A 13,658-nucleotide genomic window follows, 5' to 3' on the forward strand; every position below is an offset into this window, starting at 1 on the left:
CCGTGCGCGCACCCCCTCAGAAAGCCGCCCCCACCTGCGAAAACAAGGCACCGGGTGCCCCTTTTCGCGGCACCCTGTGCCGACTTTCTCGATCCGAAGAGGTTTTCACCTTCAACCCTTTGATCGATCATCGATCGCCGGTTTACAGTCTTCGGCGGGCCACACCCGGCCCTCCGCCCTGTCCTGCCAGACAAGGCCCCATCTTCACCCCCACCTGTCCGGAAGGCGGCGATCATGACCGATCCCGTAGGCAAGATTCCGAGCGAGCTCGACCAGCTCCCGGACCGTGACACCGAGGAGACCGCCGAGTGGGCGGCCTCCCTGGACGCCGTCACCAAGGCCGCCGGCCCGCACCGGGCCGCCTACCTGATGCGCCGCACGCTCCAGCACGCCGAGGGCGCGGGCCTCGCCCTCCCCAAGCTCCTGGAGACGGACTACGTCAACACCATCCCCACCTCCGCCGAGCCCTCGGTCACCGAGTTCGGCGGCGACGAGGAGATGGAGCGGAAGATCACCGCGTGGAACCGCTGGAACGCGGCCGCGATGGTCTCCCGCGGCTCCAAGTACGGCGTCGGCGGCCACATCGCCACCTTCGCCTCCGCCGCCTGGCTGTACGAGACGGGCTTCAACCACTTCTTCAAGGGCAAGGAGGCGCAGGACGCCCCCGGCTCCGGCGACCAGCTCTACATCCAGGGCCACGCCTCCCCCGGCATCTACGCCCGCGCCTTCCTCGACGGTCGCCTGAACGAGGCGCACCTCGACAACTTCCGGCAGGAGTCCGGCGGCAACGGCCTGCCCTCCTACCCGCACCCGCGCCGCCTCCCCTGGCTGTGGGAGTTCCCGACCGTCTCCATGGGTCTGGGCCCGCTCTCCGCGATCTACCAGGCGCGCTTCAACCGCTACCTGACCAACCGCGCCATCAAGGACGTCTCGGCCTCGCACGTGTGGGCGTTCCTCGGCGACGGCGAGATGGACGAGCCCGAGTCGACCGCGGCCCTCGCGCTCGCGGCCCGCGAGGGCCTGGACAACCTGACCTTCGTCATCAACTGCAACCTGCAGCGCCTCGACGGCCCGGTCCGCGCCAACTTCAAGATCGTGCAGGAGCTGGAGGCCCAGTTCCGCGGCGCCGGCTGGAACGTCGTGAAGTCGCTGTGGGGCAACGCCTGGGACGAGCTGTTCGCGCTCGACACCACCGGCGCCCTGGTCCGCCGCCTCCGCGAGGTGCCGGACGCGCAGGTCCAGACGTACCAGACCCGCGACGCCGCCTACATCCGCCAGGACTTCTTCGGCAAGGAGCCGGCGCTCGTCGAGATGGCGAAGCTGCTGAGCGACGACAAGATCCTGGAGTGCTTCCACCTCTCCCGCGGCGGCCACGAGCCGCGCAAGGTGTACGCCGCGTACAAGGCCGCCCTGGAGTTCAAGGGCGCGCCGACGGTCATCCTCGCGCAGACCGTCAAGGGCTTCACCCTCGGTGAGGGCTTCGCGTCGAAGAACGCGAACCACCAGATGAAGAAGCTCTCCACCGACGAGTTCAAGAACATGCGGGACCTGCTCGGGCTCCCCATCCCGGACGCGCGGTTCGCCGACGGCCAGGTGCCCTACGGCCACCCCGGCGCCGACTCCCCCGAGGTCCGCTACCTCCAGGAGCGCCGCGCGGCGCTCGGCGGTCCGGCCCCGGCCCGCCGCGTCCACCCGCTGGCCCCGCTGCCGGCCCCGGCCGAGAAGGCGTTCGGCGTCTTCGACAAGGGCTCCGGCAAGCAGTCGATGGCCACGACGATGGCGTTCGTCCGCCTGGTGAAGGACCTGATCCGCGACAAGGAGACCGGCAGGCGCTGGGTCCCGATCGTCCCGGACGAGGCCCGCACCTTCGGCATGGAGAGCCTCTTCCCGTCGCTCGGCATCTACTCGCCGAAGGGCCAGACGTACGAGCCGGTCGACCGCGACCAGCTCATGTACTACAAGGAGGCCAAGAACGGCCAGATCCTCAACGAGGGGATCACCGAGGCCGGTTCGATGGCCGACTTCATCGCCGCTTCCACCGCGTACTCCACGCACGGCGAGGCGATGATCCCGTTCTACATCTTCTACTCGATGTTCGGCTGGCAGCGGACCGCCGACCAGATGTGGCAGCTCGGCGACCAGCTCGGCCGCGGCTTCCTCGTCGGCGCGACCGCCGGCCGCACCACCCTGACCGGTGAGGGCCTCCAGCACGCCGACGGCCACTCGCCGGTGATCGCGGCCACCAACCCGGCGGCCCTGACGTACGACCCGGCCTTCGCCTACGAGGTCGCGGCCATCGTCAAGGAGGGCCTGCGCCGGATGTACGGCGAGGCCGCCGAGGGCGAGGACCAGGACGTCTTCTACTACCTCACGGTCTACAACGAGCCGATGCCGCAGCCCGCCAAGCCGGCCGGGATCGACGAGGGCATCGTCAAGGGCCTCTACCGCTTCAACACGGCCGAGTCCGCCGGGGTCGACCTGCCGGCGAACCCGTCGCGCATCCAGCTGCTCTCCTCCGGCACGGCCATCCACTGGGCCCTGGAGGCGCAGAAGCTGCTCGCCGCCGAGTGGGGCGTGGCCGCCGACGTGTGGTCCGCGACCTCCTGGACGGAGCTGCGGCGCGACGCCCTGGAGGCGGACGCGGCGCTGCTGCGCGGCGAGGAGCGGGTGCCGTACGTCCGCGAGGCCCTGGCGGGCGCCGAGGGCCCGGTGCTCGCGGTCTCCGACTACATGCGCCAGGTCCCGGACCAGATCGCGCAGTGGGTCGAGCAGGACTGGTCCTCGCTGGGCGCCGACGGCTTCGGCCTCTCGGACACCCGCGACGCGGCCCGCCGCCACTTCGGCGTCGACGCGCAGTCGATCGTCGTCGCGGCGCTCGCGCAGCTCGCGCGGCGCGGCGAGGTGCAGGCGTCGGCCGTGAAGGAGGCGCGCGAGCGCTACGGCCTGTAGGGGACCTCCGGTCCGGACGGGGCGGGCGGCACGCATGATGGAGTCATGCGCGCCGCCCGCCTCATCAAGTTGGTCCTGCTGCTCCAGTCCCGCCCGTCGATGACGGCGGCCGAACTCGCCGCCGAGCTGGAGGTGTCGGAGCGGACGGTCGCCCGGGACGCGCTCGCCCTCTCGGAGGCGGGGGTGCCGGTGTACGCGGACCGGGGCAGGGCCGGCGGCTACCGGCTCGTCGACGGCTACCGCACCCGGCTCACCGGCCTCGCCCGGGGCGAGGCGGAGGCGCTGTTCCTGTCCGGACTGCCGGGCGCGCTGCGGGACATGGGCCTGGAGGACGCGGCCTCGGCGGCCCGCCTGAAGGTGTCGGCGGCGCTGCTCCCCTCGCTGCGGGACGCCCCCCGCACGGCGGCCCAGCGCTTCCACCTGGATGCGCCCGGCTGGTACCAGGAGCCGGTGACCCCGGAGCTGCTGCCCGCGCTCGCGGAGGCGGTCTGGGACGACCGGTGCGCCCGGGTGCGCTACCGGCGCGGGGACGGCACGGAGGTGGAGCGGGAGCTGCGGCCGTACGGGCTCGTCCTGAAGGCGGGCGTCTGGTACGCGTGCGCGTGGACGGACGGCTCGTTCCGCACGTACCGGGTGGACCGGTTCACGGCGGTGGCGGTGGGCGGGGAGCGCTTCGAGCGGGACCCGGACTTCGACCTGCCCGCGTTCTGGTCCGCCCGCTCCCTGGAGTTCACCCGTTCCCTGCTCCGGTCCGAGGCCGTGCTGCTCCTCACGGAGGAGGGGGCGCGGCGGCTGCCGTACGTGACGGACCGGGCGGCGGCCGAGGAGGCGCTCGCGGCGGCGACGGCGGAGGCCGACGGCCGCCTCCGGGCGACCCTGCGCGTGGAGAGCGAGGAGGTCGCCCTCGCGCAGCTCCTGGGCCTGGGACCGGAGGCGGAGGTGACCGCCCCGGCCGCGCTCCGGGAGAGGTTCACGGAGGCGGCACGGGGCCTGGGGAGGCTGTACGGGTGAGGCCCGCCGGTACCTGGGGAGGCGGTGCGGGGAGAACCCGGCGGTGTCCGAGGGGGCCGTGCGGATGGAATCCGCCGGTACCTGGGAAGGCCGTGCGGATGGAACCCTCCGGTACCTGGGGAAGCCGTGCGGATGGAACCCGCCGGTACCCGAGGAGGCCGTACCGATGGAACCCGCCGGGTTCTACCGGTAGTCGTCCACCGACACGTCCTCGTCCGTCTCCTTGGCGACGATGAAGCCCCACGCGTCCGGCCGCGAGCCGTCCGCGTCCGTGAAGCCGTACTCCTCGGCGAGCTGTCCGCTGGAGAGGGAGCGGCCGTTCCAGCGGGCCCGGTCGGGGTCGGCGGCGAGGGCGGCGACCGCGCGGCCGACGTAGACCGGGGACTCGGCGACGGCGAAGTCGGGGAGCTTCTCGGCGGCGTCGCGCCAGTTCTCCTCGGTCACGCCGAAGTGGTCCAGCATCTGTTCCGAGCGGAGCCAGCCGGGGGTGAGCGCGACGGCCGTGCCGCCGAACGGCTCCAGCTCGCGGGCGAGGCCGAAGGCCATCCGGATCGGGGCGTTCTTGGCGAGGTCGTAGTAGACGTTCTCGCGGTAGCGGGTGGCGTTGTACTCCTGGGTGCCGTCGGTGACCTCGACGAGGAGGCCGCCGGGGTTCCGGGTGAGCAGCGGGGTGGCGGCCGCGCTGGTGATCAGGTGGCTCTTCACGCCCAGCTCCAGCATGCGCAGGCCGTCGGCGAGGTCCACCTCCCAGATCTTCCTGCCGAAGCCGGCGACGACCAGGTGCTCGCCGCCCCAGATGTCGTTGACGAGGACGTCGAGGCGGCCCCGCTCGCGGTCGATCCGGTCGATCAGGGCGGCGACCCGGTCGGGCTCCAGGTGGTCGGTGGGGACGGCGACGCCCTCGCCTCCGGCGGCCGTCACCAGTTCGGCGGTCTCCTCGATGGTCTCGGTGGTCCGGCCGACCTCGCTGACCTTCTCGCGGGTGGTGCGCCCGGTGACGTAGACGGTGGCTCCGGCGGTGCCGAGCTGGACGGCGATGGCCCGTCCGGCGCCCCGGGTCGCCCCGGCGACCAGGCAGATCCGTCCGCGCAGGGGCTTGCTGTCGGTTGTCTCGGTGCTCATGGACCCGACCCTGACAGGAAAGCCGGACATCTTCTGTCCGGATTCCGTCCGGATTCATTTCGGGCTTTCCGGGTGCGTCGTCCCCGCCGGGGCAGGATGCTGGTCCCGTGATGGACGAGACCGAGTTCTGGAAGATCATCGACGCCGCCCGGGAGGACGCCGAGGGCGACGCCGAGGAGCAGGCGGACCTGCTGGTGGAGCGGCTGACCCGGCTGGACCCCGACTCGGTGCTCGACTACGCGCGCCATTTCGAGGCCCGCTACAACCGCGCGTACCTCTGGGACCTGTGGGGCGCGGCGACCGTGCTGTTCGACGGGGCGGGCGAGGAGGCCTTCGACTCCTTCCGCTGCTGGCTGATCGGCCAGGGCCGGGAGGTGTACGAGGGGGCCGTGCACGACCCGGACGCCCTCGCGGAGCTGCTCGACGACTTCGACGTGGAGATCGACGGGGACGGCGAGGAGATCGGTTTCGCGGCGGACGAGGCGTACGAGGCGCTGACCGGCGCCGAGACGCCGGACCTGGGCATTCCGATGCCGGGGGGCGAGCCGCTCGGGGCCCCGCTCGACCTGGCGGACGACGAGGCCCTGGCGGCCCGCTTCCCCCGGCTGTGGGAGCGCTTCGGGGCGGGGTGACGGAGGCGGCCGGGGCCGACCGGATCAGGGGCGGGCCCCGGAGCACGGCTCACGGACCGGCTCCGAGGGCTCCCGGACCGGATCCGGGCGGGCTCAGAAGTGGGTGCCGCCGTCGACGCGGACCTCGGTGCCGGTGATGAACCTGCCGTCCTCGCTCGCCAGCATCGCGACGACGCCCGCGACGGTCTCGGGACCGGCGAAGCCCCGGCCCAGGGCGGGGGCGAGCTTCGCGAAGAGCGCCATGTCGGCGTCGGCGGGGAGGCCGGGGCCGGTGGAACGGCGGCTGGCGCCGCTGCCGTCGGTCATGCCGGAGGAGATGGAGCCCGGCTGGACGGCGGTGAAGCGGACGCCCCGCCCGGCGTACTCGGCGGCGAGCGCGTGGGTCATGGACTGGATGCCGCCCTTGCTGGCCGCGTAGGCGGACATGTACGGGTGGGCGAACGCCGCCGAGGTGGAGGAGAAGTTCACGACGGCCGGGCCGTCGCCCTCCAGGAGGGCCGGGATCGCCTCGCGTATCACCAGGAAAGTGCCGGTGAGGTTGGTCCGGATCACCTGCTCGAAGGCGGCCAGGGCGGTCTCGTGGGTGTGCGAGGAGCGCAGGATCCCGGCGGCGTTGACCAGGACGTCCAGGCCGCCGAGCGCCTCGACGGCGGCGGCGACGCCGGCCCGTACGGAAGCCTCGTCGGCGACGTCCAGGAGGACGGTGGTGAGGCGGACGGCGGCGTCGCCGGCCTTGTCGGCGGTGTCCTTGAGTCCGTCCTCGCTGATGTCGGCGGCGACGACCCGGCCGCCCTCGGCGAGCAGGCGCAGGACGGTGGCCTGGCCGATGCCGGAGCCGCCGCCGGTGACGAGCGCGCGGCGTCCTTCGTAACGGGTGAGGTGGTTCATGGGGCGGCCTCTCGACGACGGTCTTCACGACTTTCACGGGCTCCACGAGATCCATGGGGTCTACGGGGTCCATGGAGTCCCTTGGAGTCCCTGGGGTCCATGGAGTCCAGGGGGTCCACGCGTGGAGCACTGTCACCGTACGCCCAAGTGGCACGTTTTGCCATCCATGCATGACGCGCACGCTTGGCAGTCGCGGGCGTACGCTGGGTGGGTGAGCGACAAGACGCCCTCCCGGGCCCCCTCCCTGACGGAGCGCCGCAAGGCCGCCACGCAGCTCGACATCGCCCGCGCGGCCGTCGAGCTGTTCACCGAGCGCGGCCCGGACGACACCACGGCCGAGGACGTCGCCCTGCGGGCCGGGGTCGCGCTGCGCACCTTCTACCGCTACTTCCGCTCCAAGCAGGACGCCGTCGCCCCGCTCCTCGCGGGTGGCGCCCACCGCTGGCGCGCCGACCTGGCCGCCACCGCGCCGGGCACGCCCCTGGCCGACGCCCTGGAGCGGTCCGTCACCGCGTCGCTGACCCCGGCGGACGCGGAGGCCGAGGAGGAGCTGCGCAGGACCCGGGGGCTGCTGCGCGCGGCTGCCGGGGACCCCGCCCTGCGGGCCGTCTGGTACCGGGTCAACCAGGAGTCCGAGGAGCGGCTGCGCGAGGTCCTCGCCGGACTCGCGGGGCCGGACGCCGACCCGCTGGAGGTACGGCTCGTGGCGGCGGCGGCCACGGACGCGATCCGGATCGCCCTGGAGGGCTGGGCGGAGCCGGACGGCGAGCCGCCGGTGCGCGGCGAGGGCTCCCCGGCGGCCCTGGCGCTCCACTGCCTGCGCGAACTGACGGGCGGGATCGGGATGCTGAGGGGGTGAAGGGAGGAGCGGGACCCTCCTGGAGGAGCGGGACCCTCCTGGAGGAACGGGCCCCCTCGGAAGGAGCTGGGCCTTCTCGGAGGTGCCGGGCCTTTCCGGAGGGGCAGGCCGCATCGGAGGAACGGCCCCCTCGGAGGAGCAGATCCGTCGGAGGAGCAGATCCGTCGGAGTGGCGGCCCCCTCGGGGCGGCGGCCCCCTCAAAACGGCGGGCCTCTCTCAGTCCACCAGCGACCGCCCCATGCACACGTCGTCCACGTACCGCCCGCCGATCAGGAACTCGCCCGTCAGGACGCCCTCCACCGCGAAGCCCTCGGAGGCGTAGAGCGCGCGGGCCGGCGCGTTGTGGCCGAGGACCCGCAGGGTGAGGCGGGTGGCGCCCCGCTCCCTCGCCCGGTCCATGGCGGCCCGCAGCAGCCCCCGGGCGACGCCCTCGCCCCGCGCGGACTCGGCGACCACCAGGCCCTGGATCTGGAGCACGTGCGCGTGGGAGGGGAGCGGGATGGGCTGCGCGACCCGGACGTAGCCGACGAGCGTGCCCCCGCGCACCGCCACCAGGTAGTCCTCGGGGAGGTGCCGGTCGTCGAAGAAGGGGCCGTACGGCGGGGCCGGCGCGGGCACCACCGCGTGGAGGGTGGACCAGGTGACCCGGTCCAGGACGCCGAGCCCGGCGTCGTCGCCGTGGACGGCGACGCGTATCAGCGTCCCGGGCGCGCCCGGCCGCGGCGCGTTCTCCTCGGACGTGCTCGCCCCCGGCAGGCTCGTCCCGGACCCGCGCGCCTCCCTCGGGCTCGTCCCGGACGCGCGCGCCCCCGGCGGTTCCGTCTCGGGCGCGTTCGTCTCCGGCTCGGTCATGAGCGTCACTGTGCCATGCCCGGGCCGGAAGGGGGCAGGATGGCCCCATGCAGCGTTCCGCCTCCCGCAAGCGCGTCGCCGTCACCGGCGCCTCCGGTCTCATCGGTTCGGCCCTGGTCCGCTCCCTGCGCGCCGACGGCCACGACGTCCTCCGCCTCGTGCGCCGCCCGGCCCGCACCGCCGACGAGGTCGAGTGGGATCCCGCGCGGCTGTACGTGGACGCCGCCGGACTCGTCGGCGTGGACGCCGTCGTGCACCTGGCGGGCGCCGGGGTCGGCGAGCGCCGCTGGAACGAGGCGTACAAGAAGGAGATCCGGGACAGCCGGGTGCTCGGCACGACGGCGATCGCGCAGGCGCTCGCCTCGCTCGCGGAGCCGCCGGAGGTCCTGGTGTGCGGCACGGCGCTCGGCTGGTACGGGGACACCGGCAGCCGCGCGGTCGACGAGGGCGCCCCGGCGGGGACGGGCTTCCTGCCGTCGGTCTGCGTGGAGTGGGAGGCCGCGGCGGCCCCCGCCGAGGAGGCCGGCATCCGGGTCGCCTACGCCCGCACCGGCCTGGTGGTGGCCCGCGAGGGCGGGGCGTGGGGGCGGCTCTTCCCGGTCTTCCGCGCCGGGCTCGGCGGACGGATGGGCGACGGCCGCCAGTACTGGTCCTTCATCTCCCTGCACGACGAGGTGGCCGCCCTGCGCCACCTGGTCGACACGGCCTCCCTGTCGGGCCCGGTGAACCTGACGGCCCCCGACCCGGTCACCAACCGCGAGGTGACGGCGGCGATGGGCCGGGTGCTGCGCCGGCCGACCCTCTTCACCGTGCCGGCGCCGGCCCTGCGGATCGCCCTCGGGGACTTCGCGCAGGACGTGCTGGGCAGTCAGCGGGTGCTGCCGGGACGCCTGTTGGAGAGCGGCTTCGACTTCGCGTTCCCGACGATCGACGACGCGATCCGGGCCGCCGCCCGCTGACGCGCCCCCTCCCCGGACCCCTCCGGGGACCTCCCACCGGCCCCCTCCGTGCTCCCCCGTGCCGCGCGCACCCCGGTACGCGCTCCTGGCACCCGTGGGAGCGCTGCCTAGGCTCGACGCGGACCGTGAACTCCGGCATTCCGGAGGCCCGTTGGGGGCATAGGCCTCCCACCGGCCGCGCCGACCTGGGGAGGGGCACGTGCTCAGCAGCGCAGACAACACCGTCAGCAGCACGGACAGCACCATCAGCACAGTCACCACGGGAGACACCGGCGGGAGCGTCGACGTCGTGGTCGTGGGGGCCGGGGCGGCGGGTCTCGCGGCCGCCCACCGGCTGACCCGCGCCGGGCTCTCCGTCGCCGTCCTGGAGGCGGAGCCGTGGATCGGGGGCCGGATGGCGACCGCGTCCGTCGACGGCTTCCTGCTCGACCGGGTGGGCGGGCCGCTCACCCTGTCGCACGAGGAGCTGCGGACCCTGCCGGGGCTCGGCGGCCTCGCGCTGCGGCCCTTCGCCCCGGGGGTCCTCGTGCACAGCGACGGCCGGTACGCGCGGTGGGGCGCCCCGCACCCGCGCCGGGCGGCAGGAGCGCCCCGGGCGACGGGCGGCCGGAGCGTGGGGGGAGCGTTCAGCGTGGCGCGCGCCCTCGCGAGCGCCCCCCGCCATCCGGCGGCCTCGCTCGACCAGGCGCGGCTCGGCGCGTCCCTCGTGCGGCTGGCCGCGACCCCGGCGCAGCGGCTCCTCGCCCGGCCCGAGCGGACCGCGCGCGAGGCGCTGAACGCGCGACTGCCCGCCCGGACCGTCCAGGGGGTGCTGCGGCCGCTGCTCGCGGCGCTCCTGGCCGACCCGGACCTCGGCACGTCGAGCCGGCGGGCGGACCTGGCGCTGCGCGCCTTCGCCCGGGGGCGGCTCGCGGTGCCGGAGGGCGGTGCGTCGGCGCTCCCGGAGCTGCTCGCGGCCGGGCTGCCGCCGGGCACGGTCCGCACCGGCGTGCGGGTCACGGAGGCGTCCGTCTCCCGGGTCACGACGGCGGAGCACGGGGTGTTCCGCTGCCGCTCGGTGGTCCTGGCCACGGGGGCGCGCACGGCGGCGGAGCTGCTGCCGGGGCTGCGGACGCCCGCGTTCCACCCCGTCACGGTCCTGCACCACACGGCCCCGGCCGCGCCCACCGGCGACCCGGCGCTGCTCCTGGAGTCGGACCAGGGCGGGCCGGTGGCCCACACGGCCGTGATGAGCGCGGTCGACCCGGGCCGCGCCCCGGCGGGCCGGACCCTGATCACCTCGACGGTGCTCGGGACGCCGCCGGACGACACGGAGCGCCGGGTCCGCAAGCACCTCGCCACGCTGTACGGCACGTCGACCGACGAGTGGGAGCTGCTGGCGCTCCGGCACACCCCGGACGCGGTCCCGGCGATGCCGCCGCCGCACGACGGGCACCGCTCGGTCCGGCTGCTCGCGGGCCTCTACGTCTGCGGCGACCACCGCGCCACGAGCACCCCCCGGGGCGCCCTCGCCTCGGGCCACCGCGCGGCCCGCGCCCTCCTGACGGACCTGGGCGTACGGCTGCCGTCGGAGTCCTCGGCGACGGAGGCCGCCTAGGGCGTGTGTCCGGCCCCGATCCGCCGGACGGGCCCCGGGGCGTGTCCGGCGGACGGCGGACCGGGGTCGGGGCCGCGCCCCTGACGCGCCGGACGGGTCCCGGTTCAGCCGATCGCCGCCACCCGGTCGCGGTAGGTGCGGGCCGGGGCCGCGTCGCGGTAGGGCTCAAGGCGCCGTTCGAAGTCGCGCACGTACTCGGCGGCGCGGGCCGAGCGCATCTCGGAGGCCTCCTTGGCGGCCTCGGCGCCGAGCGCGCAGGCCTGCTCCAGTTCGCCGAGGGCGAGCCGGGAGGTGGCGAGGACGACCCGGCAGAAGAGGCGGCTGCGGGCGAAGCCGGGGGCGCGGAGCTGGAGGGAGCGCTCGGCGTACTGGGCGGCGGTCCGGTACTGCTGGAGGTCGCGGTGGCAGTGCCCGAACTCGTCGGCGAGCTGCGCCTCGTCGAAGGTACGGGCCCAGTACGGCACCTCGTCGCCGGGCCGGGCCGTCTCCAGGGCCCGTTCGGCCCGCATGAGGGAGGCGCTGCACACCCGCGCCTCCCCCAGGACGGCGTGGCCGCGCGCCTCGACCGCGTGCAGCATCGCCTGGACGACGGGCGGCGCGGCGGGTCCGACGCCCTGCTGGGCGACCCGGGCGAGCTGCACGGCCTCCCGCCCGTGGCCGAGGTAGACGGCCTGGCAGCTCATGGTGAGGAGCACGTACGAGCCGTACGCGCGGTCGCCGGCGGCCTGCGCGAGGCGCAGCGCCTGGACGAAGTAGCGCTGGGCGAGGCCGTGGGCGGCGATGTCGTACGAGGTCCAGCCCGCGAGCCGGGTGAGGTCGGCGACGGCGGCGAAGAGGCGGCGGCCGGTGGACTCGCCGTACGTGCCGCGCAGCATCGGCTCGGCCTCGTGCTCCAGGTAGCGGACGAGGGCCTGGCGGGCGTGGCCGCCGCCGTAGGCGTGGTCGAGGGTGCGGAAGAGGTCGCCGACCGAGCGGAGGGCGGCGATGTCGCCGCTGGAGACCCGCTGTCCGGGGCCCCGGTCCGTGCCGCGCTGGCGGGGCACGGAGAAGCGGCCCTGGGCCGGGACCCGGGGGTCGTGCGGGGGCGTTCCGGCGGGGACGCGGGAGGGGGCGGGTTCGCCGCGCGCCACCCGTTCGTCGGCGCGGCCGATCAGCCAGTCCCGGCTGGGGACGACCAGGCCCGCCGGGGTGAAGGCGATCTTGCGGAGTTCGGCGTGGCTGCCGGAGTCCTTGCGCCACAGGCCGCCGACGATGTCGACGGCCTCCTCGGGGGTGGCGGCGAACTCCAGGCCCGCGTAGACGGGTGCGCAGGCGTCGAGGCCGAGGTCCTGGGCGGAGAGCCGGCGGCCCAGGCGGCGGGTGAAGACCTCGGCGATGAGGGCGGGGGTGGTGCCGCGCGGCTGCTGGCCGCGGAGCCAGCGGGTCACGGAGGTCTTGTCGTACCGCAGGTCGAGGCCGTGTTCCAGGCCGAGCTGGTCCACCCGTCTGGCGAGGCCCGCGTGGGAGAACCCTGCTTCGGCGATGAGCGCGGCGAGCCGGCTGTTCGGGATGCGCTGCGGGGGTCGTTCCGTCATGAGCTGTGCGGTCTCCTGTTTTCCGGGCCCGGGCGGCACCCCTTCGGACCCTCCTGGAACGGCGTGAATTTAGCGGCCCCCGCGATCCGTACCGCCACCTTCGCCCCACATTCATCCGATCGTGTGAGGATTGGCGGCATCGCTGACGTGGGCGCCCTCGTCCGCCGCCGTCCGCCCGCCGGAGGGACGGCCCCGGCGCGGCCGTACAGTGGCATGGGCGCGAATGACGCATGGTGCCGAGCCGGCCCGGGATGATCCCCGGTCCCCGGACTTCCGGCGCAGGAGGAGGCAAGGCCGTGAGTGAGCTGCGATTCGTCCGTCTCGGCTTCGGCGACGGGGCCGTCGACTACCAGGTGGCCTGGGACAAGCAGCGCGAGGTGCACGCCGCGCGGTTCGCCGACGAGGTCGAGGACACCTGTCTGCTCCTGGAGCACCCGCCGGTCTACACGGCCGGCCGGCGCACGGCGGAGAGCGAGCGCCCCCTGGACGGGACGCCGGTGGTGGACGTGGACCGCGGCGGGAAGATCACCTGGCACGGCCCCGGCCAGCTCGTCGGCTACCCGATCATGAAGCTGCCCCGCCCGGTGGACGTCGTCGCGCACGTGCGCCGCCTGGAGGAGGCCCTGATCCGCACGGCCGCCGAGTTCGGTCTGGAGACGACGCGGATCGAGGGCCGCAGCGGGGTGTGGGTCCTCGGGGACCCGGTCGAGCGGAGGCCGTCGCTCGGCGGGCTCTCCCTGGACTTCGACCCGCGCCTGAACGACGAGGAGTTCGACCCGCGCCTGAACGGGCCGGAGTACGCGCCCTCCAACGCGGGGCAGCGCCGTGAGGACCGGAAGCTGGCGGCGATCGGCATCCGGGTCGCCAAGGGCGTCACGATGCACGGCTTCTCGCTCAACGTGAACCCGGACAACGCCTGGTTCGACCGGATCATCCCGTGCGGCATCCGCGACGCGGGCGTCACCTCGTTCGCCAACGAGCTGGGCCGGGACGTCACGGTCCGGGAGGTGCTCCCGGTCGTGGAGAAGCACCTGCGGGAGGTCCTGGAGCACGCGGAGCCCAAGCCGCGGGCCGTGGAGCCCGCCACCGCCTGACCCCGGGCCGCCGCGTCCGCACGGTCCCCAGGAATGCGGGGCACTGGCCAGAGGTTGGCAGGGCGTAGGCAGGCATGGAAGCCACGGGCGTACCCTGGTGTACGCCGAAGAATCGAAGCT

At 74.6% G+C, this 13,658-nt stretch carries 11 protein-coding genes; 7 read left to right on the plus strand and 4 right to left on the minus strand.

The annotated features are described in order from the left end of the window. Positions 1-234: 234 nt before the first annotated feature. On the plus strand, positions 235-2,949 hold the full coding sequence (gene aceE / locus ACIQKA_RS07795; protein ID WP_383154443.1) for a pyruvate dehydrogenase (acetyl-transferring), homodimeric type: 2,715 nt from the start codon (positions 235-237) through the stop codon (positions 2,947-2,949). A gap of 45 nt (positions 2,950-2,994) precedes the next feature. Then, positions 2,995-3,960 (plus strand): helix-turn-helix transcriptional regulator, encoded by a 966-nt coding sequence (locus ACIQKA_RS07800; RefSeq protein WP_383154445.1) that lies wholly within the window; start codon positions 2,995-2,997, stop codon positions 3,958-3,960. A 183-nt stretch (positions 3,961-4,143) separates the two neighbouring features. Here ACIQKA_RS07800 and ACIQKA_RS07805 read toward each other — a convergent pair whose 3' ends face one another. Continuing rightward, positions 4,144-5,082 (minus strand): SDR family oxidoreductase, encoded by a 939-nt coding sequence (locus ACIQKA_RS07805; RefSeq protein ID WP_383154448.1) that lies wholly within the window; start codon positions 5,080-5,082, stop codon positions 4,144-4,146. Positions 5,083-5,192: 110 nt separating this feature from the next. Between ACIQKA_RS07805 and ACIQKA_RS07810 the strand changes: the two genes are divergently transcribed. Continuing rightward, entirely contained in the window at positions 5,193-5,714 is a 522-nt protein-coding gene (locus ACIQKA_RS07810) for a DUF4240 domain-containing protein (protein WP_383435991.1), read from the plus strand. A gap of 93 nt (positions 5,715-5,807) precedes the next feature. Here ACIQKA_RS07810 and ACIQKA_RS07815 read toward each other — a convergent pair whose 3' ends face one another. Then, entirely contained in the window at positions 5,808-6,602 is a 795-nt protein-coding gene (locus tag ACIQKA_RS07815; protein ID WP_383154450.1) for an SDR family NAD(P)-dependent oxidoreductase, read from the minus strand. 211 nt (positions 6,603-6,813) lie between these two features. Between ACIQKA_RS07815 and ACIQKA_RS07820 the strand changes: the two genes are divergently transcribed. After that, positions 6,814-7,461, plus strand: coding sequence for a TetR family transcriptional regulator (locus tag ACIQKA_RS07820; RefSeq protein WP_402540366.1), 648 nt, complete (start codon positions 6,814-6,816; stop codon positions 7,459-7,461). A 217-nt stretch (positions 7,462-7,678) separates the two neighbouring features. Here ACIQKA_RS07820 and ACIQKA_RS07825 read toward each other — a convergent pair whose 3' ends face one another. After that, positions 7,679-8,314 carry a GNAT family N-acetyltransferase gene (locus tag ACIQKA_RS07825; RefSeq protein ID WP_402540367.1) on the minus strand — a complete coding sequence of 212 codons (636 nt, stop codon included), beginning with the start codon at positions 8,312-8,314 and terminating at the stop codon, positions 7,679-7,681. A 47-nt stretch (positions 8,315-8,361) separates the two neighbouring features. Between ACIQKA_RS07825 and ACIQKA_RS07830 the strand changes: the two genes are divergently transcribed. Continuing rightward, positions 8,362-9,273: a TIGR01777 family oxidoreductase gene (locus ACIQKA_RS07830; RefSeq protein ID WP_383154456.1), complete on the plus strand. Its 912-nt coding sequence runs from the start codon at positions 8,362-8,364 to the stop codon at positions 9,271-9,273. 244 nt (positions 9,274-9,517) lie between these two features. Next, positions 9,518-10,870: an NAD(P)/FAD-dependent oxidoreductase gene (locus ACIQKA_RS07835; protein WP_383154475.1), complete on the plus strand. Its 1,353-nt coding sequence runs from the start codon at positions 9,518-9,520 to the stop codon at positions 10,868-10,870. Positions 10,871-10,974: 104 nt separating this feature from the next. On the opposite strand, the gene ACIQKA_RS07840 is transcribed toward ACIQKA_RS07835, so the two are convergent. After that, positions 10,975-12,444 (minus strand): regulator, encoded by a 1,470-nt coding sequence (locus ACIQKA_RS07840; RefSeq protein WP_402540369.1) that lies wholly within the window; start codon positions 12,442-12,444, stop codon positions 10,975-10,977. A 296-nt stretch (positions 12,445-12,740) separates the two neighbouring features. Here ACIQKA_RS07840 and lipB point away from each other — a divergent pair, with 296 nt between their 5' ends. Further along, positions 12,741-13,538 carry a lipoyl(octanoyl) transferase LipB gene (gene lipB / locus ACIQKA_RS07845; RefSeq protein ID WP_383154461.1) on the plus strand — a complete coding sequence of 266 codons (798 nt, stop codon included), beginning with the start codon at positions 12,741-12,743 and terminating at the stop codon, positions 13,536-13,538. Positions 13,539-13,658 lie beyond the last annotated feature (120 nt).

It is taken from the genome of Streptomyces sp. NPDC092045 (assembly GCF_044756005.1).
Classification (GTDB): domain Bacteria; phylum Actinomycetota; class Actinomycetes; order Streptomycetales; family Streptomycetaceae; genus Streptomyces.